This window comes from Streptomyces sp. NPDC030820, assembly GCF_055572075.1.
In genome coordinates this window covers 401,871-421,823 of the sequence record NZ_JBVIEB010000001.1, presented here as the reverse complement: position 1 = coordinate 421,823, position 19,953 = coordinate 401,871, and the positions used below count along the sequence as shown (strand labels likewise).

Sequence of the window (19,953 nt, the reverse complement as noted above, 5' to 3'; positions counted from 1 at the left end):
GGCGGGTGTCCGGTCGGGCACCCGCCCCTCACGGCCTGTCGGTGGGCGCCTCTTCGGCGGGGCAGGTCTGATGCCGGGACCTGGGCAGCGCCTCGGTGATCCAGGCGCGGTTGACGGTGACACGGGTGTCGCCGACGGCCCACAGGCTCGCGTTCTGCTGTCCCACGCCGACCTGGACGAGTACGTGCTGGCCCGTGCGCGGGGCCGGCTTCGCACCGCCGTCGAGCAGAAAGCTGACCCGGGCCGGTCCGTGCGGGGGCTGGTACGCGGGCTTGTAGGAGCGGATCACGGTCAGCGTGATCCGGCTCCACGGGGACAGCTTCTGCGGTTCCACCGCGGCCACGGTGCCCTCCACGACCAGCCTGGAGCAGGCCAGGTCGAGTTCCGGGTCGGAGGGCCGTCCGCCGTCCCCGGAGTACTTCGCCGCGGAATCGCCCGCGCTCTTGTCCGCTGCGCTCGCGCTGTTGTCGTCCGAGCCACCGGAGTGCGTCACCATCCAGCCGAAACCGGCGACCAGCGCGAAGGCGGCCGCCCCGGCGAGCGAGCCGAACGCGATCCGCAAGGCCCGGCGCGGTCCGGAGGGCCGGCCGGGGCGCGGGGGCCGCGGGGGGCGGCGCCCGGCACGCACCGGTCGTACGACACCGCGCGGGCGGGGCACCGGCCGAGGACTCTCTCCGGGCTCTGCCTCGTTCTCCGTCGCCCGTTCCCCGGTCAGCGCCTCCGCGAGCCAGGTCAGCTGCTCCTTCAGCACCGCCACATCGGCCTCGGCGGCCCGGTGTTCGGCGAGGAAGCCGGGGTCCCGGCGGGCCTCCTCGGTCGGCGGTTCCCCGGTGACGGCGGCCATCAGTGCGTCCATACCGCCGTACTCCCCGGCGCTCTCGTGTCCGGCGGTCACGTCACACCACCTCGTCCTCGTGCAGGCGGTCGCGCAGGGCGCGGACCGCCGTGTGCAGCCTGCTCTTGACCGTGCCCTCGGGGATGTCCAGCTCCTCGGCGATGGCCCGGACGGGCAGGTCGGCGAAGAAGCGCAGGACGAGCACCTGCCGCTGGGCGGCGGGCAGGTCGTCCAGGCCCTGGGCGACGGCGAGGGAGAGCAGGCTGGTCTCCTCGCCGGAGGGGTGCGCGGGCTCGCGCAGCGCGGCCAGCCGCTCCCCGAGCCGCTCCCGGCGCCGCTTGGCCCGGTGCCAGTCCATGGCGAGGTTGGAGGCGACCACCGCCGCCCACGCCGACACGTCCCGCGGCGCCTCCCGCCCGCTCGCGGTCCGCTCCAGCAGCCGCAGCCGGACCTGCTGCACCCCGTCCGGCAGGTCCGACTGCGGCACCCCGCCGAGCGCGAGCACCGCCCGCACCCGGCGTTCCTGGGCCGCGTCCAGCGGGTCGTCACCGGCACGGCCCGTACGGTCCGTACCGGCGGCGTACGCCCCCTGGTCGCGGCGCGCCCCTCCGCGCAGCACAAGCCACCCCCTCACGCGTTTGCCCCTACGACGCGGCAGCGGGCCGAAACGTTCGGACCGGTTTCCGGCGGTCCGCAGAGGCGTACGTCACATCGCCGTATGGCCGGAATCCGTACGGGCAGGCACGGGACAGCACAGCTTGCGGCCCCGGCGCCCGGAGGAGGGAATTTCTCCAGCTCAGCGCGGTGTTCGACGGAGGTAGGGAACCGTCCGCCGGGTGATCGTGTCCCACTCCTCGGGCACGCCGCGCAAAGAATTGGACAGGTGGACCGGGGTCGGCCGCATGATGGAAAAGCCCCGGTCATGCACGAGACACAAAGAGGGAGTCACTGTGAGGGTCGGAATCGTCGGAGCCACCGGTCAGGTCGGCACGGTCATGCGCAGGATCCTCACGGAGCGGAACTTCCCGGTGACGCAGCTGCGCCTGTTCGCCTCGGCTCGCTCGGCCGGCACCGTGCTGGACGGGGTGACGGTGGAGGACGCGGCGACCGCCGACTACACCGGCCTGGACATCGTGCTCTTCTCCGCGGGCGGCGCGACCTCCAAGGCGCTGGCCGAGAAGGTCGCCGCCCAGGGCGCCGTGGTGATCGACAACTCCTCCGCCTGGCGCAGGGACCCGGAGGTCCCCCTGGTCGTCTCCGAGGTGAACCCGCACGCGGTCGCCGACCGCCCCAAGGGCATCATCGCCAACCCGAACTGCACCACGATGGCCGCGATGCCGGTCCTGAAGCCGCTGCACGAGGAGGCGGGCCTTCAGGCGCTGGTCGTCGCCACCTACCAGGCGGTGTCCGGCTCGGGTCTCGCGGGCGTGGCCGAGCTGCACGGCCAGGCGCAGAAGGTGGTCGCGGACGCCGACAAGCTGACCCACGACGGCGCGGCGGTCGACTTCCCCGAGCCGCAGGTCTACAAGCGGCCGATCGCCTTCAACGTGCTGCCGCTGGCGGGCAACATCGTCGACGACGGTCTGAACGAGACCGACGAGGAGCAGAAGCTGCGCAACGAGTCCCGCAAGATCCTGGAGATCCCCGACCTGTTGGTCTCCGGCACCTGCGTGCGCGTGCCCGTCTTCTCCGGCCACTCCCTCCAGGTCAACGCCCGCTTCGCCCGCCCGGTCTCCCCGGAGCGCGCGACCGAGCTGCTCGCCGGGGCCCCGGGCGTCGTCCTCTCCGACATCCCGACCCCGCTGCAGGCGGCCGGCCAGGACCCGTCGTACGTGGGTCGCATCCGCCGCGACGAGACGGTCGACAACGGCCTCGCCCTGTTCGTCTCCAACGACAACCTCCGCAAGGGCGCCGCGCTGAACGCGGTCCAGATCGCGGAGCTGGTGGCGGCGGAGCTGTCCGGGAAGTAGACGGGAAACGGAACGCCCTACGAAAGCCCTGGACCGTCCGGTTCGGGGCTTTCGGCTACTCGGTGGGCAACGATACTCGAGGTGAGCTTCTGGTTGTCGGTTCGGTAGACATCACATTCGATGTACCGGAAGCCTGAATTCCATGAATGTTCATCGGAAATGGAATGACTCAGGTCATAATTCCCGGTGACAAAAGCGCCGTAACGTTGCCGACAGGCCGTCACCCCATTTAGGCGCCGACGGGATCTCCCGACTTGTCGGTCTTTTCGTCAAAGCAGTCGCCGACCTGCGCGTCTTGCACCCCGATCGCCTCGGTCGCCTTACGATATTTTCCGAGGTCGCCCCATATATTTTTGCGTCTTCCGTGACCTGCTGCCATTCCGAAAAAGCCCATGCCAAAGGGCGCCCGGCACACGGTCCGGGCGCCCTCGTTGTCGTGACTACTCGCCCGCCGCCGCGTCCGCCGCCTGGGCCTTAAGGGCCCGTTCGACGCCCGAGCGGGACTCCGAGACGAGGCGGCGCAGGGCCGCGTTCGGCTCGGCCGCCGCCAGCCAGGCGTCGGTCTTGGCGAGGGTCGCCTCGGAGACCTGGACGGCCGGGTACAGGCCGACGGCGATCTGCTGGGCGATCTCGTGCGTACGGGAGTCCCAGACGTCCTTGATGACCTCGAAGTACCGGTCGGCGTACGGCGCCAGCAGCTCACGCTGGTCGGTCTGCACGAAACCGCTGATCACGGCCTCCTGCACGGCGTTCGGCAGCTTGTCGGAGTCGACCACCGACGCCCACGCCTCCGCCTTGGCCTCCACCGTCGGGCGGGCGGCGCGAGCCGTCGCCGCGTGCCGCTCACCGGCGGCCGTCTTGTCCCGCTCGTACTCGGCCGCGATCTCCGCCTCGTCGAAGCGGCCGACCGCCGCCAGCCGCTCCACGAACGCCCAGCGCAGCTCGGTGTCCACGGCCAGGCCCTCGACGGTCTGGGTGCCCTCCAGCAGCGCCTCCAGCAGGTCCAGCTGCTCGGGGGTGCGGGCCGTCGCCGCGAAGGCACGGGCCCAGGCCAGCTGGTGGTCGCTGCCCGGCTGAGCCGCACGCAGGTGGGCCAGCGTGGCGTCGGTCCAGCGGGCCAGCAGGGCCTCGCGGGCGGCCGGGTCGGCGTACAGGTCGATCGCGACCTTGACCTGGCGGTGCAGCGACTGCACCACACCGATGTCCGACTCCTTGGCGACGCCGGACAGGACCAGGGAGAGGTAGTCCCGGGTCGCCAGCTCCGCGTCCCGCGTCATGTCCCAGGCCGAGGCCCAGCACAGGGCCCGCGGCAGGGACTCCTGGAAGTCGCCGAGGTGCTCGGTGACCGTCTTCAGCGATTCCTCGTCCAGGCGGACCTTGGCGTACGACAGGTCGTCGTCGTTGAGCAGCACGACCGCCGGGCGGCGCCTGCCGGTCAGCTGCGGTACGGCCGTCAGCTCGCCGTCGACGTCCAACTCGATCCTCCCCCAGCCTTCGGCCGGGGGGACCCCCACGGTGCGCACCAGCTTGCCGGAGTCGGAGTCGAGGTCGTACAGGCCGATCGCGATGCGGTGCGGGCGCAGCACCGGCTCGCCCTTGGCACCGGCGGGCAGGGCCGGAGCCTCCTGGCGGACGGCGAAGGAGGTGATGACCCCGTCGGCGTCGGTGGCGATCTCCGGACGGAGGATGTTGATGCCGGCCGTCTCCAGCCATTTCCTCGACCAGGTCTTCAGGTCGCGGCCGGAGGTCTCCTCCAGGGCGCCGAGCAGGTCGGACAGGCGGGTGTTGCCGAACGCGTGCCGCTTGAAGTAGGCCTGCACGCCCTTGAAGAACTCGTCCTGGCCGACGTACGCGACGAGCTGCTTGAGGACGGAGGCTCCCTTGGCGTACGTGATGCCGTCGAAGTTGACGAGCACGTCGTCCAGGTCGCGGATGTCGGCCATGATCGGGTGCGTGGACGGCAGCTGGTCCTGCCGGTACGCCCAGGTCTTCATCGAGTTGGCGAACGTGGTCCACGAGTGCGGCCAGCGCGAGCCGGGCGCGTACGCCTGGCAGGCGATGGAGGTGTAGGTGGCGAACGACTCGTTCAGCCACAGGTCGTTCCACCACTCCATGGTGACGAGGTCGCCGAACCACATGTGGGCCAGCTCGTGCAGGATCGTCTCCGCGCGGACCTCGTACGCCGCGTCGGTCACCTTGGACCGGAAGACGTACTGGTCACGGATGGTGACGGCACCCGCGTTCTCCATCGCGCCCGCGTTGAACTCGGGCACGAAGAGCTGGTCGTACTTCTGGAAGGGGTAGGCGTAGTCGAACTTCTCCTGGAACCAGTCGAAGCCCTGTCGCGTGACCTCGAAGATCGCGTCCGAGTCGAGGAACTCGGCGAGCGAGGGCCGGCAGTAGATGCCGAGCGGCACGCTCTGCCCGTCCTTCTCGTACACGCTGTGGACGCTGTGGTACGGGCCGACGATGAGCGCGGTGATGTACGTGGAGATGCGGGGGGTCGGCTCGAAGACCCAGACGTTGTCCTGCGGCTCGGGCGTCGGCGAGTTGGAAACGACGGTCCAGCCCTCGGGCGCGCGCACGGTGAACTGGAAGGTGGCCTTCAGGTCGGGCTGCTCGAAGGAGGCGAAGACCCGGCGGGCGTCCGGCACCTCGAACTGGGTGTAGAGGTAGGCCTGCTCGTCGACCGGGTCGACGAAGCGGTGGAGGCCCTCGCCGGTGTTGGTGTAGGCGCAGTCCGCGACGACCCGCAGGACGTTGCGCCCCTCCAGCAGACCCGGCAGGGCGATCCGCGAGTCCTTGAAAACCTCGGCGGGGTCGAGCGCGTCGCCGTTCAGCGTGACCTCGTGCACGGTCGGTGCCACCAGGTCGATGAAGGACTCCGCGCCGCCGCGAGCAACGTCGAAGCGCACCGTGGTCACGGACCGGTAGGTACCGCCCTCCTGCGCGCCGGAGAGGTCGAGATCGATCTCGTACGAGTCAACGGTGAGCAGCTCGGCCCGCTGCTGCGCCTCTTCGCGAGTCAGGTTTGTGCCAGGCACGCGGTCATCTCCTCGTTATGTGTGGGTTGCGCCATCCTTCCATGCCGCCCACCGGGAAGGCGATGTCCGGTTCCCGCCGGTGAGCGGGGCGTCGCGGCAGGACGCTGGAGGCATGACGACGACACACACCGCACGTCCCATCCAGCCCCCGGTTCTCAAGGAGCTGCGGACCGCCGACGACGCCGGCCGTCCCCCGGCCCCCTTCACCGACGAGGAGGGCGGCGCCCCGCTGCGCTGCTGCCTGCGCCACAGCGAGCCCGGCGAGCGGATCGCGCTGGTTTCGTACGCGCCGCTGCGCCGCTGGGCGGCCGAGACGGGCGCCGATCCGGGCGCGTACGACGAGCAGGGCCCGGTCTTCGTCCACGCCGAGGACTGCCCGGGCCCGTCGTCCGACCCCGCCTTGCCCTTCACGAACGCCCACCGCGTGCTCCGCCGCTACTCGGCCGACGGCCGGATCCTGGGCGGCCGCCTGACGGACGACGACTTCCCGTCCGCCCTCACCGAGGCCTTCGCCGACCCGGAGGTGGCGGTGGTGCAGGTGCGGGCGGTGGAGTACGGGTGCTTTCTGTACGAGGTGCGGCGGGGCTGAGGCTCGCAGCGGAAGGGAACCTCAGCCGTCCTGGACGCGGCGGGCCGCGGCCACGAGCTCGGCGGGCAGGCCGGGGCCGGCGCAGGCGTGGTCGATCAGCAGGTCCCGACCTTGCCCGAACCCTGGAGCCGCCGCGCTAGCCGCCGACGTGCGCGGCGACCGCCGCCTCGATGTCCGCCGCGCCGGCCGGGTCGGCGGCCCAGGCCGCGTGTCCGTCGGGACGGACCAGCACGGTCGTACGGCGGTCGCTCGCCCAGTGCGCCACGGTCAGCCGGTCCGCGCGGCCGGGCTCCGCCTCGTACGGCTCCGGGGTGATCAGTACGAACCGGCCGCCGCGCAGGGCTTCGTAGAGGCGGCCGCCGCCGGCCAGGGCGATGTCCGGGACCCGGGCGCCGGTGAGGCGGTGGGCGCCGCGCGGGGCCGGGTAGCGGTAGCCGACGCCGGTGACCTGGCCGGCGACCTTGCGCCGGGCGGGGCCGACGGCGTTCAGGAATGTGGTGAGCGCGGCGCGGGCCGCGAGGGTCCAGGGGCGCTTGGCCATGGCGAGGCGGACGATCCCGCCGCTGCTGCGCAGTACCGACCTGCCCACGGGGTGCCGCTCGGCCTGGTAGGTGTCGAGCAGCGCGGGGTCGGCGTGGCCGCCGGCGACCGCCGCGAGCTTCCAGCTCAGGTTGGCCGCGTCCTGCAGGCCGGTGTTCATGCCCTGGCCGCCGGCCGGGGTGTGCACGTGCGCGGCGTCGCCGGCCAGGAAGACCCGGCCGACCCGGTAGGCGGGCGCCTGCCGTTCGTCGCTGTGGAAGCGGGACATCCAGCGGGCGTCGTGCATCCCGAAGTCCCGGCCGAGGGCGAGCCGGGTGATCTCCTGGATCTCCGCCAGGTCCAGCGGCTCGGTGTCGGGGACGTTGCGGCCGCGGTGCCAGCCGATCACCCGGTGGTAGCCGTCGCCGAACGGTGCGAGGAAGGCGAAGGCGTCGCCGACGGCGTTGACGGTGAGCAGGGTCGGCGGCTCCTCGGCGAGCCGGACGTCGGCGAGGACCACGGACCGGATCACCGACCGGCCCGGGAAGGGCAGCCCGATCGCGTCCCGCACGGCGCTGCGCATGCCGTCGGCGCCGACGACGTACGCCGCCCGCAGCGTCTCCGTACGCCCTTCGGGCCCGCGCGCCGCCACGGTCACCCCGTCGGCGTCCTGGGTGAGCCCGGTCAGCTCGGTCTCGTACCGGAAGTCGGCCCCCGCCTCGACCGCCCGGCGCTCCAGAACCTTCTCGACCTCGTACTGGGGCAGGACGAGGAGGTGGTTGAACCGGGAGGGGAGGGCGGCGAGGTCGATGGTCAGCCGGCCGAAGAGGTTGAGGCGGTCGAGGGGCCGGCCGGCCTTTTCGAGGTCGTCGGCGAGAGCTCGGGCGTCGAGCTGTTCGAGGGTGCGGGCGTGCAGGACGAAGGCGCGGGACAGGTTGCTGATCTCGTGGGGGCGCTTTTCGAGGACGGTGACCGGGACGCCGGCGGCCGCGAGGTCGCCGGCGAGGAGCAGGCCGGTGGGGCCGGAGCCGACGACGATGACGGTTCCGGTGGTGCCGGTGACTTCGGGGGTGGTGGTGCCGTTGTTGCCAGTGGTGCCGGTCATGGTGCCTCCTGGGTGCCAACGCTTGTTGGCCAACGCACGTTGGTCAACGCTTGTTGGCAACAGTAGGAGCGTGCAGCCGAAGAAGTCAACAGTTGTTGGCCCACGTGCGTTGACCTACGCTCGTTGGCATGACCGGCAGCACAAAGACGAACCAGGCGCGCCGCTCCGACGCCACCCGTACGGCCATCCTCGACGCCGCCCGCGAGCGGTTCGCCGCCGACGGCTATGAGCGGGCCACCATCCGCGCGATCGCCAAAGACGCGCGCATCGACCCGTCCATGGTGATGCGCTACTTCGGCAGCAAGGAGGGCCTCTTCGCCGCGGCCGTCGCGCTGGATCTGCGGCTGCCCGATCTGACCGGCGTGCCACGGGAGGAGGTGGGCCGGGCGCTGGTGAGCCACTTCCTCGGCGTGTGGGAGGAGAACGAGGAGCTGACGGCCGTGCTGCGGGTCGGCGCCACCAACGAGGCCGGGGCCGAGCGGATGCAGGGCATCTTCCGGGACCAGCTGCTGCCGCTGGCCCGGCAGGTGTGCCCCGACCCCGAGCAGGTCCCGGCGCGGGCCGCACTGTGTGCCGCGCAGCTGCTCGGGCTGGCCCTGACCCGCTATGTGCTGAGGCTGCCGGCGGCGCGGGAGCTGCCCCGCGAGGAACTGCTCGCGTGGCTCGGGCCGACCGTACAGCGGTACCTGACCGCACCGAGCCCCTGAGCCGCGCGGAAGGCAAAACGCCGAGGGCGCCGACCTCACCCGGGTACGGCAGCACGCGCGTACCGGCGGGAAGACAGGCGCCCCCGGCGAGAGAACCGGTGTCCGGTCAGGCCTTGGCGTCGGCCCCGGGCTTCACGTTGGACGAGGGCTTGAGGGTCCGGATCTTGGACTTGTCCAGCGCCATCACCAGACCGGCGATGACCACGAACAGCGCGATCGGGATCAGCACATAGAGGCCCAGCGTCTGGATGACGCTCAGGCCGGGGCCGGGGTCGTCGCCGTCGTCGCGGGTCAGCGCGAGCGCGGGGGACGACATGAGCAGCATCATCAGCGTCGTACCGGCGGCCAGGGCGCCGGCGCGCAGGGCGTTCTTCTTGTCCACGATCTCAAGTTAGCGAACCACCCGGAAGGCCGCGCGCGCGGGGTCCCGTACGGCGGGTTCACGCGCCCCTGGCCTGCTCGAACACATGGAGTAGTGCCCGCAGCCGAGGGGAGGCCGTCAGTTCCTCCAGGGGCACGGGCCGGCCCTCGGGGTCCGCGATCGGCAGTCGCCAGTTCGGGTACTGGTCCCAGGTCCCCGGCAGATTCTGCGGGCGGCGGTCGCCGACGCCGTCCGGGAGCCAGACGCCGATCAGCCGGGCCGGAGTGCGCAGCAGGAAGCGGTGGACGGCTCGGATCTCCTCCTCCTCGTCGGAGCCGGGCGGCCCGGCGGCGCCCAGGTCCAGCAGGCCGAGGCTGCCCAGCAGGGCGAGCCACTCGGCGGCGTCGGCGACGGCCTCGGCGCGTTCCTCGGTCGCCGGGCGGGTGAGCAGGCCCAGGCGGTCGCGCAGGTCGACGTGGTCGCCGGTCAGTCGGGCGGCGGTGGGCGGCAGGTCGTGGGTGGTGGCGGTGGCCAGGCAGTCGGCGCGCCAGCGCTCGGGCGGCAGCGGGCGTCCGTCGCCCTCCCAGTCGCGTTCGAACCACAGCACCGAGGTGCCGAGCACCCCGCGCCGCTGCAGCGTCTCGCGCACGCCGGGTTCGACGGTGCCGAGGTCCTCGCCGATGACGACGGCTCCGGCGCGTCCGGCCTCCAGGGCGAGGATCGCGAGCATGGCGTCGGCGTCGTAGCGGACATAGGTGCCCCCGGTGGGCGGGCTGCCCTGGGGGACCCACCAGAGCCGGAACAGGCCCATCACATGGTCGATGCGCAGGGCGCCGGCGTAGCGGAAGAGGGCGCGCAGCAGTTCGCGGTAGGGGGCGTAGCCGGTGGCGGCGAGCCGGTCGGGGCGCCAGGGCGGCAGGCCCCAGTCCTGGCCGCGGGCGTTGAAGGCGTCGGGCGGGGCGCCGACGGACATGCCGGCCGCGAACACGTCCTGCTGGGCCCAGGCGTCGGCGCCGACGGGGTGCACGCCGACGGCGAGGTCGTGCACGATCCCGACGGACATGCCGGCCTCGCGGGCGGCGCGCTGGGCGGCCCGGAGCTGGCCGTCGGTGAGCCAGGCGAGGCGGGCGTGGAACTCGACCCGGTCGGCGAGGTCGGCGCGGGCGCGGGCGGTCTCGGCCGAACGGGGGTCGCGCAGGCCCGATGGCCACCGGTGCCAGTCGCAGCCGTGGATCTCGGCGAGGGCGTACCAGGTGGCGTGGTCGTCGAGGGCCCGGCCGTGGGCGGCACGGAAGTCGTCGTAGGCGGCCTGGCGGCCGGGGCCGAGGGGGACTGCCAGAACCAGGTCCAGTGCCTCGCGCTTGAGCGCCCACACCGCGTCCCGGTCGATGAGGGCGCCCTTGTCGAGGACGGCGGCGCGCAGCCGTTCGGCCCGCTCCAGCAGGGCGCTCAGCCGCTCGCGGTCGGCGGCGTACGCGTACTCGGGGATGTCCTCGATCCGCAGGTGGACGGGGTCGGGGAAGCGGCGCGAGGACGGGCGGTAGGGGGAGGGGTCGGTGGGGGCGCCGGGTACGGCCGCGTGCAGCGGGTTGACCTGGACGAATCCGGCACCGGCGGTGCGTCCGGCCCAGCCGGCCAGCTCGGCGAGGTCACCTAGGTCGCCCATGCCCCAGGAGCGGCGGGAGAGCAGGGAGTACAGCTGGACGAGGAGGCCGTGGGAGCGGCCGGGCGGGGCGGGCAGCCGGTCGGGGGCGACGACGAGGTGGGCGTGGCCGGTGCGGCCGTCGGGGGCGGCGGCGGTCACCCGGTGCACGCCGAGCGGCAGGTCCGCGGCGGTGTCCTGCTCCTGGCCCGCCTCGGTCTCGACGCGCAGGCGGGTGCCGGGCGGCAGCGCGGCGAGGGCGGCGGGGCCCTGTTGGTCGCCGGCCCAGTGCACGAGCGTCGGCGGCAGCAGGCGCTCGCGCAGCTCGCGTTCCCGTGCGGCGAGCGCGGTGCGTACGGCGTCGGGTCCGGCCGCGTCGACCCCGAGGGCGGCCAGGGCGGCGACCACGGCGGAGGCGGGGACCGGGACGTCGCGGCCGGGGGCGGGGCTGTACGAGGTGGCGACCCCGTGCAGCCCGGCGAGCCGGGACAGGTCCGCGTCCGCGAAGTCCTCGAACGCCGCGCTCATCTACGGCCTCGCGCCGAGGGCGCCGGACTCGTACGACCCCCCGCCGTAGCTGTCGGATTCGTGCGACCCCGCGCCGAAGGCGTCCGACTCGCTGGTCAGCGGGGTGGCCTCGGCGAGCGGCGGCTCGCTGGTCAGGGGCTCGGCGTCGGGCAGGGGCGGCTCGCTGGTCAGCGGGGCCTGGGCGCAGGCGCTCTCCGCGCTGAACACGCACAGCGCGTCGTCGGTCGGGGCGGACGGGTCCGCCTCGGGTTTCCACTGCGCCGGGATCGGGAGTCGAGCCGGTGCGGCCACGGGGGCCTCCTTCGGGGGGCGGTCGGATGCTGCGGTTTTGAACGGATTACGGCAGGCCTACCCCGTGACGGCGTGGGCACTCCCGAGAGCTGCTCGAACACACCTCCCCGACGATCGCCGATCACTATTCACTCAGTACATGTATCGAGTGCATAATGATCGGCATGAGCACCCGTCACATCCTTCTGGGGCTGCTCGCGGCAGGGCCGAGCCATGGCTACGACCTGAAGCGACGCCACGACGAACGCTTCCCGCAGGCCCGTCCGCTGGCCTACGGGCAGGTCTACACGACCCTGCAGCGCCTGGTCCGGGACGGCCTCGCGGAGGTGGAGGGCACCGACGCGGACGGCGGTCCGGAGCGCACGCTGTACCGCTCCACGCACGCCGGTTCGGGCGAACTGGCCCGCTGGGCGGGCGAGATCGCCCCGCCGGCGCCCTTCGTGACGAACGAGATCTTCGCCAAGGTCGTCGTGTCGATCCTGGCCGGCGGCGACCCGGCCGGCTATCTGCGCGCCCAGCGCGCCGCGCACATGGAGCGGATGCGGCAGCTCACGGCCGTCAAGACCGACCGGAACGCCGATCTGGCGACCGTGCTGTCGGCCGACTACGCCCTCAACCACCTCGACGCCGACCTCCGCTGGATGAACACCACGGCGGCCCGGCTGACCACTCTGACCGCGGAGGTCGACGGAGCATGACCCACAAGGGGGACACCTCGGTCCCGGTTCTCACCGGCCGGGACCTCGTCAAGGCCCACGGCAGGACCCGGGCGCTGCGCGGCGCCTCGGCCGACCTGCACGCCGGCGAGATCCTCGCCGTGACGGGGCCCAGCGGCAGCGGCAAGTCGACGTTGCTGCACTGCCTCGCGGGCATCGTCCGCCCGGACGAGGGCTCGGTGGTCTACGCCGGGCAGCGGCTGGACCGGCTCCCGGAGAAGCGGCTGAGCGAGCTGCGCCGTACCGACTTCGGCGTGGTCTTCCAGTTCGGCCAGCTCATCCCGGAGCTGACCGCCGGGGACAACGTGGCGTTGCCGCTGATGCTGGCGGGCGCCGGCCGCGCCGAGGCCCGGGAGCGGGCCGGCGAGTGGCTGGAGCGGTTCGGGGTGCGCGGGCAGGAGGCGCTGCGGCCCGGCGAGATGAGCGGCGGCCAGACGCAGCGGGTCGCCCTGGCCCGGGCGCTGGTGACCGGCCCCAGGGTGGTCTTCGCCGACGAGCCGACCGGCGCGCTGGACTCGCTGGCGACCGAGCAGGTGATGACGGCCCTGGTCCACACGGCCCGCGAGTCGGGCGCGGCGGTGCTGCTGATCACGCACGACGCCCAGGTGGCGGCGTACGCGGACCGCGAGGTGCGGCTGAGCGACGGCGCCGTGGTGCCGGCGGAGGTGACGGCATGACGGGGCAGGCGCTCCCCGGGACCCGGGCCGGTGTGCCGGTCGACGTCCGGCTGGCCTGGCAGCTGGTCCGGGGCTCGGACCGGCAGGAGTGGTGGCGGCTCGGGCTGACGGCGGCCGGGGCCGCGCTCGCCACCGGGTTCGCGCTCGCGGCGGTCGCGCTGGCCTCCCTGCACGGGCAGTACCGGGTGTCCTTCGGCGACGGCCTGCTGGACGACCCGGGCGAGCGCTCGGGAGTGGTCGTCGGCCTGCTGCTCCTGCTGGTGCCGGTGCTGGGGTTCCTCGGACAGTGCGCGCGGATCGGCGCCGTGCACCGTGACCGGCGGCTGGCCGGGCTGCGGCTGGCAGGCGCCGGCCCGGCGCAGGTGCGCCGGGTCGCCGCGCTGGAGACAGGGGTGGCTTGTCTGCTGGGCTCGGCCGGCGCCACCGCCGTCTGCGTCCCCGTCCTGCTGGGCGTGTGGAGCAGCCCGACCGCCTGGGCCTGGGCCGGGACCGTGCTGATCCTGCTGGGGATACCGGTGCTGGGGGCGGCGGCGGGGGCGCTGGCGCTGCGCCGGGTGGTGGCCTCGCCGCTGGGGTGGGTGCGCCGGGTACGGCCGAGCAGCGGGCGCGGGCCGGGGCTGCTGTTCGCCGCCGGTGTGCTGCTGGTGCTGCTGCTGGCGCTGTGGGCCGTGGCGAACACCTCCGGCACCGACCGCGGGCGGGTGCCGTTGACGGTGTTCGCACTGGTCCTCGCGGTCGGCGGGGGCACGGTGTGGCTGGCGGGGGGCACGGCCGGGGCGGTCGGGCGGCTGCTGGCGGGCCGGGCCCGCTCCGCGGCGACGCTGATCGCGGCGGAGCGGCTGCGCGCCGACCCCTGGGCGGCGGCCCGCACCCACGCTGCGGTGCTGCTGGTCACGATCGTCGGCACGGGGTTCATGGGGGTCCGCGGGACACTCCTGGCGCACCTGCACCAGATGAGCCGCGACCACCAGCTCGGCACGGACATGGCGTTCTACACGACAGGCATCGATCTGACCGCCGTAGCGATCCTCGTGGGCCTCGCGATCACGCTCTCCGGCCTCGCCGTCGGCACCGCCGAGTCGGTGGCGAACCGCCGCCGGGGCCTGGCCGCACAGGTCGCCTCCGGGGTGCCCCGGGCGGTACTCGGCCGGGCGCTGCTGCTGGAGACGGCGCTGCCGCTGGCCCCGGCGGTCGTGCTGGCGGGCGCCGGTGGCATGGCGATCGGCGTCTGGTACGCCTCGCTCACCGAGGGCCGGCTCACCCAGGCCGTGCCGTGCACCGCGCTGCTGGTGCCGGTGGGCGTGTACGCCTGCTGCCTGCTGGCGGCAGCCGCCTCGCTGCCCATGCTGCGCCGTTCGGCACACCCGGGGGAGCTGCGGTACGCGTGAGCCCGAAGGCTCCGGGGGCACAGGGGACCACCGGAGCCGGTTCGCGCGCTCACCTCGCGTGTGCGGGGGCCGGACGGGTACGCGAAGGCCCGGATCGTCAGGCAGAAATGCCGTCGATCCGGGCCATGGCATCGTCCGCGCCGTAGGGCTGCAAGTAGGGCAGCCAGCGCGGATCCCTATGCCCGGTGCCGATGATGCGCCAGGCCAGCCCGGTCGGCGGGGCGGGTTTGTGCCGCAGACGCCACCCCAGCTCGACGAGGTGACGGTCGGCCTTCACGTGGTTGCAGCGGCGGCAGGAGGCCACCACGTTGTCCCAGACGTGCTTGCCCCCGCGACTGCGCGGGATGACGTGGTCGACGCTGGTTGCGACGCCACCGCAGTACATGCACCGGCCCCCGTCGCGCGCGAAGAGAGCGCGTCGGGTGAGTGGAACGGGCCCCCGATAGGGAACCCGGACGAATCGCTTGAGCCGGACCACGCTGGGTGCGGGGACTGTGACGGTTGCGCTGTGCATATAGGCGCCGGATTCCTCGAGGGAGACCGCCTTGTTCTCCAGTACGAGGACGAGCGCGCGGCGGAGCGGTACGACGCCGAGTGGCTCGTACGACGCGTTGAGGACCAGGACATGCGGCACGGGTGCCTCCTTGGGCGTCGGCGGCGCGTGGCTCGCGCCGGGACGATCTGCAGTCAGTCTCCCCTCATGCCTGGTGGAAGCGCCACCATGTCCCGGTAACGGGCTGGGAGTGTTTTCGACCACACCTGATTCATCCCCCGGATCATGGCCGGTTCAAGCCAGGGTGAGTCCCGTCTCTCCTGCGCCCCTCCTTGGCGGATCCGCGCGATGCACACACAATGCCCCGTTAGTGTGGTGGCCCTGTCCGTCCGGTGACCTTCTCGTGACCTTCAAGACCTTGACCGCCCGCCGGCACGGACCGTGCAGCACCTGGAGGTACCTGCCGTGTCGTCCTTGCCCGCCGTCCTCTTGGCCGCCGGTGCGTCGCCGACCCCGTCCCCCGCTCCGTCCGAGACGGCACCGGCCGTGCCGTCGCTCCAGGACGCCCAGCAGAGCGCGACGAACGCGGCGAGCTGGGTCGAGCAGAACTGGTCGACCTGGCTCGCGATGGGGCTGCAGATCCTGCTGATCGTGGTCGTGGCGGTGGCGCTGCGCGCGGCGGTGCGGAAGGCGATCACCAAGCTGATAGACCGGATGGGCCGCACCGCCGAGGCCGTGGACGGCACCGCGCTGAGCGGGCTGCTGGTCAACGCCGAGCGGCGCCGGCAGCGGTCGGCGGCGATCGGCTCGGTGCTGCGCTCGGTGGCGAGCTTCCTGATCCTCGGTACGGCCGCGCTGATGGTGCTGTCCACCTTCAAGATCGACCTGGCGCCGCTGCTGGCGTCGGCCGGTGTGGCCGGTGTGGCGATCGGTTTCGGCGCCCGGAACCTGGTCACCGACTTCCTCTCCGGCGTGTTCATGATCCTCGAGGACCAGTACGGCGTCGGTGACGTGATCGACGCGGGTGTGGCCACCGGTGAGGTGATCGAGGTCGGGCTGCGCGTGACCAAGCTGCGCGGTGCCGAGGGCGAGATCTGGTACGTCCGTAACGGCGAGGTCAAGCGGATCGGCAACCTCTCCCAGGGCTGGGCGACGGCCGGGGTCGACGTGACGGTGCGGGCGAGCGAGGACCTGGACAGGGTCAAGGCGACGCTGGACGAGGTCGCCGAGCACATGAGCAAGGAAGAGCCCTGGAACGAGCTGCTGTGGGGCCCGATCGAGGTCCTCGGCCTGGACTCGGTCCTGATCGACTCCATGGTGGTGCGGGTCTCGGCCAAGACCATGCCCGGCAAGGCGCTGACGGTCGAACGCGAGCTGCGCTGGCGCATCAAGCGCGCCTTCGACGCGGCGAGCATCCGCATCGTGGGCGGCGCCACGTCCGTGGAGGACGCGGAGGAGCCCGCCGACCCGACGGCGGTGGTGGCGGCCCCGTCGGTGTTCGCCAACGCGGACTCGCCGCAGGCGGCGGCTACGGCACCGATCGCCGCGCAGCGGCCGACGCCTCCGGGCAAGTAGCGAGCGGAACGGTTTCAGCACACTCGTTCGAGTGACCAGGTGGGGCATTCCGGCGCGGGGAGCGCAGGGGGTGCCCCATCGTTCTACCCATGAGCACCGACCACCTCGAGGAACCGGACCTCATGGAGCGTATGGAGCCCGTCCGGCTCCTGGCGGCGTACGAGGCGGCCCCACTGGTCAGCCGGTGACGAAGGGTGCGGTGTCGAGGGTGACTCGTCGAAGGTCACCGTGCCCTTGACGGAGCGCCGCCCGCGGAACGGGCGCCAGCGGAAGTGCAGTTCCTCGCCGCTCAGCACGTCCCACGCCCGCTCCGACGCAGACAGTTCAGCCCTCAGACGCGCGGCGTGGTCGGGCGGAAACGCGTGCCGCTGGGTGGCGGCCGGCACCTCGGCCGTGAGCGGTATGCCGGTGCCGCGGGCCCGGCGGGCCAGGGCGCGGTACAGGTAGAGAGCGAAGAAGAAGCAGACGAAAGCCCAGATGGCCAGCTGCAGGGCCACGTCGGCGACCGCCGACCACGACACTCCGTCGTCCGAGGCGTTCAACAGGCTCAGCGTGATCATCAGCGGCAGGAAGTCGACCATCGTGGCCGTCCACAGCTTCCGCAGGAGTCTTCGGTCGGGCACCTTCACCATCCGCTCGTCGACGGCCGGGCCGCGCGCCCGGACCGGCGGATCAAACATCAGCAAGTCGTGAAGGGGATGTACACCCCCGCCCCTTGAGATAACGACTCCGTCTCCCCGGCGCCGTTGTCTATTGACGCCCCCTTCGTCCTGGGCTTACGTTCCTCCCACGCCAATAGGAAAGTTTCCTAACAGTGATCTCCAGGGCGGTCGGTGATCAAGACTGGACCTCCGGCCAGGTCACTGAGAAGCTGGGCGGCTGGAAAGGCAGGTGTCGACCCCATGGCAGGAACCGCCGGTACGCCGGGCACCCCGAGCGTGCTGCGCGCCATGAACGACCGCGCCGCTCTGGACCTCCTGCTGGAGCACGGGCCGCTGTCGCGCACCCGGATCGGGAAGCTCACCGGCCTGTCCAAGCCCACCGCCTCGCAACTGCTGGCCCGCCTGGAGGCGGCCGGACTGGTCCGGGTCACCGGCACCAGCGAGGGCCGGCCGGGCCCCAACGCCCAGCTGTACGCCGTCAACCCCACGGCCGCGCATGCCGCCGGGCTCGATGTGACCCCGGAGCGGATCCGCGCCGCGGTCGCCGACATCACCGGCCGGACGGTGGGCGAGTACGAGCTGCCCACCCCCGGGCGGCGGCCCGCCCAACCCGTCGTCCGGCAGGTCACCGACGCGCTCGACGGCGCCGTCAAGGCCGCCGGGCTCGCCCGGTCCGATGTGCACCGGCTGGTCATCGGCACCCCGGGCGCCTTCGACCCCAACACCGGGCGGCTGCGCTACGCCTCCCACCTCCCCGGCTGGCACTCCCCCACCCTGCTCGACGAGCTCGCCGGCGCCCTGCCGATGCCGGTGGAGTACGAGAACGACGTCAATCTCGTCGCCCTCGCCGAACAGCGGCTCGGGGCCGCCCGGGGCCACGGCGACTTCGTCCTGCTGTGGAACCAGGAGGGGCTCGGCGCCGCCCTGGTCCTCGGCGGCCGGCTGCACCGCGGCTGGACCGGCGGCGCCGGCGAGGTCGGCTTCCTGCCGGTGCCGGGCACGCCCCTGGTACGGCAGGTGACCAAGGCCAACAGCGGTGGCTACCAGGAGCTGGCCGGCTCCCAGGCGGTACCGAAGCTGGCCCGGGAACTCGGCATCCCGGATGTGCCGTCGGGGCCGTACACCGAGGTCGCCGCCGAGCTCGTGGCCCGGGGCGCCGATCACACCTCCGGTCCCTACCGGGAACTGCTCCGGACCTACGCGACCCGGCTCGCCACCGGTCTCGCCTCGCTCGTCTCCGTCCTCGACCCCGAACTCGTCGTCCTCAGCGGCTCCGCCCTGACGGCCGGCGGCGAGGTGCTGCGCGCCCTCGTCCAGGCCGAGCTGGAGGAGCTGGCCGCGGCCCGCCCCCGACTGGTCGTCGGCGACGTCCACGAACACCCCGTACTGCGCGGCGCGTTGGAGTCCGCGCTCGTGACCACCCGCGACGAGGTCTTCGACACCTCGCGCTGACCCCCGGCAGCACCTCCTCTTCCCGTTCACCCGTCCCTGGGAGACCTCGCCATGCCCACAGCCATACCCGAAGTCGCCCGAAAAGCGGCTTTCGCCCTGACTGCCTCCGCCCTGCTCCTCGCCGCCACCGCCTGTACCGGGCAGTCCGGCTCCGGTGCGACGGACGACGCCTCGAAGGACACGACGATCAACTTCTGGCACGCCTGGAGCGCGCCGAACGAGGTGAAGGCCGTCAAGTCCCTGGTCGCCGGCTTCGAGAAGGCGCACCCCAACATCCATGTGAACATCGTCGGCAACATGACCGACGACAAGATCAACCAGGCGCTGCGGTCGGGCGGTGACAAGGCGCCGGATGTGATCTCCTCGTTCACCACCAACAATGTGGGCAAGTTCTGTTCCTCGGGCGCTCTGGTCGATCTCAACCCCTTCTTCAAGAAGTCCGGGATCGACCCCGCGAAGACGTTCCCGAAGACGATGAACGAATACACCCAGTTCGACGGCAACCGCTGCACGGTGCCGCTGCTCGGTGACGCGTACGGGCTCTACTACAACAAGACGGCGTTCGAGAAGGCCGGTATCGCGCATCCGCCGAAGACCTGGTCCGAGTTCGAGGCCGACGCCAAGAAGCTGACCATCGCCGACGGGGACTCGTACAAGCAGCTGGGCTTCATGCCGGACTACCACGGCTGGGAGACCACCACCGAGCACTACTTCGCCCAGTTCTCGCCGACGTACTTCGACAAGGACGGCAAGTCGAACCTCGCCAAGGACCCGGCGTTCGAAAAGGGCTTCGCGCTCCAGAAGCGGCTCGTGGACGAACTCGGCGGATTCCAGAAGCTGGAGAAGTTCCGGGCGACGCTGGGTGATGAATGGGGTCCCAAGCACCCCTTCCACACCGGTCAGGTCGCCATGCAGCTCGACGGCGAGTGGCGGCTCGGGATGGCCGAGCAGGCCAAGCCGAAGTTCCAGATCGGGGTCGCCCCGCTGCCCGTGCCCGACGACCGGATCGCGCAGTACGGCAAGGGCTACATCACCGGCACCATCGCGGGCGTCGCCGCCGGCAGCCACAAGCAGAACGCGGCCTGGGAGTTCGTCAAGTACATCACCACGAACACCGACGCGGTGGTCGGCTTCGCCAACGACATCCACAACGTGCCCTCCACGCTGGCCGCGCTGAAGTCCCCGAAGCTCAAGTACGACCCGCGCTTCAAGACCTTCCTGGACATCGCCGCCAATCCGAACTCCGCCACCACTCCCGCCTCCATCAACGGCGGCCAGTACCTGGTGACGATCCAGCAGCTCGGCTACGACTACGAAAGCGGCAAGGTCACCGATCTGAAGGCCGGTCTCAAGAACTCGGCCGCACAGATCGACACGGACATCGCGCAGGCGAAGTAGC

General features: G+C 72.2%; 18 protein-coding genes. 9 read left to right on the top strand and 9 right to left on the bottom strand.

The features are described 5' to 3' along the window. Positions 1-28: 28 nt before the first annotated feature. Together ACZ418_RS01930 and ACZ418_RS01925 are read right to left on the bottom strand one after the other, a co-directional pair. The gene (locus ACZ418_RS01930; RefSeq protein ID WP_468355430.1) at positions 29-895 is read right to left on the bottom strand and encodes a hypothetical protein; all 867 of its coding nucleotides are present in this window, start codon (positions 893-895) and stop codon (positions 29-31) included. A gap of 1 nt (position 896) precedes the next feature. Beyond that, positions 897-1,454 (bottom strand): sigma-70 family RNA polymerase sigma factor, encoded by a 558-nt coding sequence (locus tag ACZ418_RS01925; RefSeq protein ID WP_468356845.1) that lies wholly within the window; start codon positions 1,452-1,454, stop codon positions 897-899. 331 nt (positions 1,455-1,785) lie between these two features. Between ACZ418_RS01925 and ACZ418_RS01920 the strand changes: the two genes are divergently transcribed. Further along, positions 1,786-2,805 (top strand): aspartate-semialdehyde dehydrogenase, encoded by a 1,020-nt coding sequence (locus ACZ418_RS01920; RefSeq protein ID WP_468355427.1) that lies wholly within the window; start codon positions 1,786-1,788, stop codon positions 2,803-2,805. A 440-nt stretch (positions 2,806-3,245) separates the two neighbouring features. On the opposite strand, the gene pepN is transcribed toward ACZ418_RS01920, so the two are convergent. Further along, positions 3,246-5,849, bottom strand: coding sequence for an aminopeptidase N (pepN, locus tag ACZ418_RS01915; protein ID WP_468355424.1), 2,604 nt, complete (start codon positions 5,847-5,849; stop codon positions 3,246-3,248). 112 nt (positions 5,850-5,961) lie between these two features. On the opposite strand from pepN, the gene ACZ418_RS01910 reads away from it, so the two are divergent. Beyond that, positions 5,962-6,438: a DUF1203 domain-containing protein gene (locus ACZ418_RS01910; RefSeq protein WP_468355421.1), complete on the top strand. Its 477-nt coding sequence runs from the start codon at positions 5,962-5,964 to the stop codon at positions 6,436-6,438. A 136-nt stretch (positions 6,439-6,574) separates the two neighbouring features. Here the strand turns inward: ACZ418_RS01910 and ACZ418_RS01905 are convergent, their stop codons facing one another. Further along, a complete protein-coding gene (locus ACZ418_RS01905) occupies positions 6,575-8,062 on the bottom strand; it encodes an FAD-dependent monooxygenase (protein ID WP_468355418.1) in 1,488 nt (495 codons plus the stop codon). Positions 8,063-8,190: 128 nt separating this feature from the next. Here ACZ418_RS01905 and ACZ418_RS01900 point away from each other — a divergent pair, with 128 nt between their 5' ends. Then, entirely contained in the window at positions 8,191-8,769 is a 579-nt protein-coding gene (locus ACZ418_RS01900) for a TetR/AcrR family transcriptional regulator (protein WP_468355415.1), read from the top strand. Positions 8,770-8,875: 106 nt separating this feature from the next. Here the strand turns inward: ACZ418_RS01900 and ACZ418_RS01895 are convergent, their stop codons facing one another. From ACZ418_RS01895 to ACZ418_RS01885, 3 genes are read right to left on the bottom strand one after another with little or no spacing between them, the layout of a single operon-like run. Next, entirely contained in the window at positions 8,876-9,151 is a 276-nt protein-coding gene (locus tag ACZ418_RS01895) for a hypothetical protein (RefSeq protein WP_468355412.1), read from the bottom strand. Positions 9,152-9,209: 58 nt separating this feature from the next. Further along, positions 9,210-11,300 carry a 4-alpha-glucanotransferase gene (gene malQ, locus ACZ418_RS01890; RefSeq protein ID WP_468355409.1) on the bottom strand — a complete coding sequence of 697 codons (2,091 nt, stop codon included), beginning with the start codon at positions 11,298-11,300 and terminating at the stop codon, positions 9,210-9,212. After that, on the bottom strand, positions 11,301-11,591 hold the full coding sequence (locus ACZ418_RS01885) for a hypothetical protein (RefSeq protein WP_468355407.1): 291 nt from the start codon (positions 11,589-11,591) through the stop codon (positions 11,301-11,303). A gap of 164 nt (positions 11,592-11,755) precedes the next feature. Between ACZ418_RS01885 and ACZ418_RS01880 the strand changes: the two genes are divergently transcribed. Genes ACZ418_RS01880 through ACZ418_RS01870 form a run of 3 tightly spaced genes read left to right on the top strand, consistent with a single transcriptional unit; the run spans position 11,756 to position 14,372 of the window. Continuing rightward, complete coding sequence (locus ACZ418_RS01880; protein ID WP_468355404.1) at positions 11,756-12,289, top strand: PadR family transcriptional regulator; 534 nt, start codon at positions 11,756-11,758, stop codon at positions 12,287-12,289. Then, positions 12,286-12,984: an ABC transporter ATP-binding protein gene (locus ACZ418_RS01875; RefSeq protein ID WP_468355401.1), complete on the top strand. Its 699-nt coding sequence runs from the start codon at positions 12,286-12,288 to the stop codon at positions 12,982-12,984. The genes ACZ418_RS01880 and ACZ418_RS01875 overlap by 4 nt, the downstream gene beginning before the upstream one ends. Continuing rightward, positions 12,981-14,372 carry an ABC transporter permease gene (locus ACZ418_RS01870; protein ID WP_468355398.1) on the top strand — a complete coding sequence of 464 codons (1,392 nt, stop codon included), beginning with the start codon at positions 12,981-12,983 and terminating at the stop codon, positions 14,370-14,372. Before ACZ418_RS01875 ends, ACZ418_RS01870 begins: the two co-directional genes overlap by 4 nt. A gap of 97 nt (positions 14,373-14,469) precedes the next feature. On the opposite strand, the gene ACZ418_RS01865 is transcribed toward ACZ418_RS01870, so the two are convergent. Next, complete coding sequence (locus tag ACZ418_RS01865; protein ID WP_070027169.1) at positions 14,470-15,006, bottom strand: HNH endonuclease; 537 nt, start codon at positions 15,004-15,006, stop codon at positions 14,470-14,472. A 324-nt stretch (positions 15,007-15,330) separates the two neighbouring features. On the opposite strand from ACZ418_RS01865, the gene ACZ418_RS01860 reads away from it, so the two are divergent. Then, entirely contained in the window at positions 15,331-16,440 is a 1,110-nt protein-coding gene (locus tag ACZ418_RS01860; RefSeq protein ID WP_468355395.1) for a mechanosensitive ion channel family protein, read from the top strand. Positions 16,441-16,523: 83 nt separating this feature from the next. On the opposite strand, the gene ACZ418_RS01855 is transcribed toward ACZ418_RS01860, so the two are convergent. Continuing rightward, on the bottom strand, positions 16,524-17,120 hold the full coding sequence (locus ACZ418_RS01855) for a hypothetical protein (RefSeq protein WP_468355392.1): 597 nt from the start codon (positions 17,118-17,120) through the stop codon (positions 16,524-16,526). 222 nt (positions 17,121-17,342) lie between these two features. Between ACZ418_RS01855 and ACZ418_RS01850 the strand changes: the two genes are divergently transcribed. Next, positions 17,343-18,554, top strand: a complete 1,212-nt coding sequence (locus ACZ418_RS01850) for an ROK family transcriptional regulator (protein WP_468355389.1) — start codon at positions 17,343-17,345, stop codon at positions 18,552-18,554. Positions 18,555-18,605: 51 nt separating this feature from the next. Continuing rightward, a complete protein-coding gene (locus ACZ418_RS01845) occupies positions 18,606-19,952 on the top strand; it encodes an ABC transporter substrate-binding protein (protein WP_468355386.1) in 1,347 nt (448 codons plus the stop codon). The last annotated feature ends 1 nt before the right edge of the window (position 19,953 follow it).

What these genes read in the sequence shown, in the direction of transcription:
- ACZ418_RS01910 (WP_468355421.1), top strand. Translation starts at nt 5,962, where the DNA reads ATGACGACGACACACACCGCACGTCCCATCCAGCCCCCGGTTCTCAAG.
- ACZ418_RS01905 (WP_468355418.1), bottom strand. Translation starts at nt 8,062, where the DNA reads ATGACCGGCACCACTGGCAACAACGGCACCACCACCCCCGAAGTCACC.
- ACZ418_RS01900 (WP_468355415.1), top strand. Translation starts at nt 8,191, where the DNA reads ATGACCGGCAGCACAAAGACGAACCAGGCGCGCCGCTCCGACGCCACC.
- malQ (WP_468355409.1), bottom strand. Translation starts at nt 11,300, where the DNA reads ATGAGCGCGGCGTTCGAGGACTTCGCGGACGCGGACCTGTCCCGGCTC.
- ACZ418_RS01880 (WP_468355404.1), top strand. Translation starts at nt 11,756, where the DNA reads ATGAGCACCCGTCACATCCTTCTGGGGCTGCTCGCGGCAGGGCCGAGC.
- ACZ418_RS01875 (WP_468355401.1), top strand. Translation starts at nt 12,286, where the DNA reads ATGACCCACAAGGGGGACACCTCGGTCCCGGTTCTCACCGGCCGGGAC.
- ACZ418_RS01870 (WP_468355398.1), top strand. Translation starts at nt 12,981, where the DNA reads ATGACGGGGCAGGCGCTCCCCGGGACCCGGGCCGGTGTGCCGGTCGAC.
- ACZ418_RS01855 (WP_468355392.1), bottom strand. Translation starts at nt 17,120, where the DNA reads ATGTTTGATCCGCCGGTCCGGGCGCGCGGCCCGGCCGTCGACGAGCGG.
- ACZ418_RS01850 (WP_468355389.1), top strand. Translation starts at nt 17,343, where the DNA reads ATGGCAGGAACCGCCGGTACGCCGGGCACCCCGAGCGTGCTGCGCGCC.
- ACZ418_RS01845 (WP_468355386.1), top strand. Translation starts at nt 18,606, where the DNA reads ATGCCCACAGCCATACCCGAAGTCGCCCGAAAAGCGGCTTTCGCCCTG.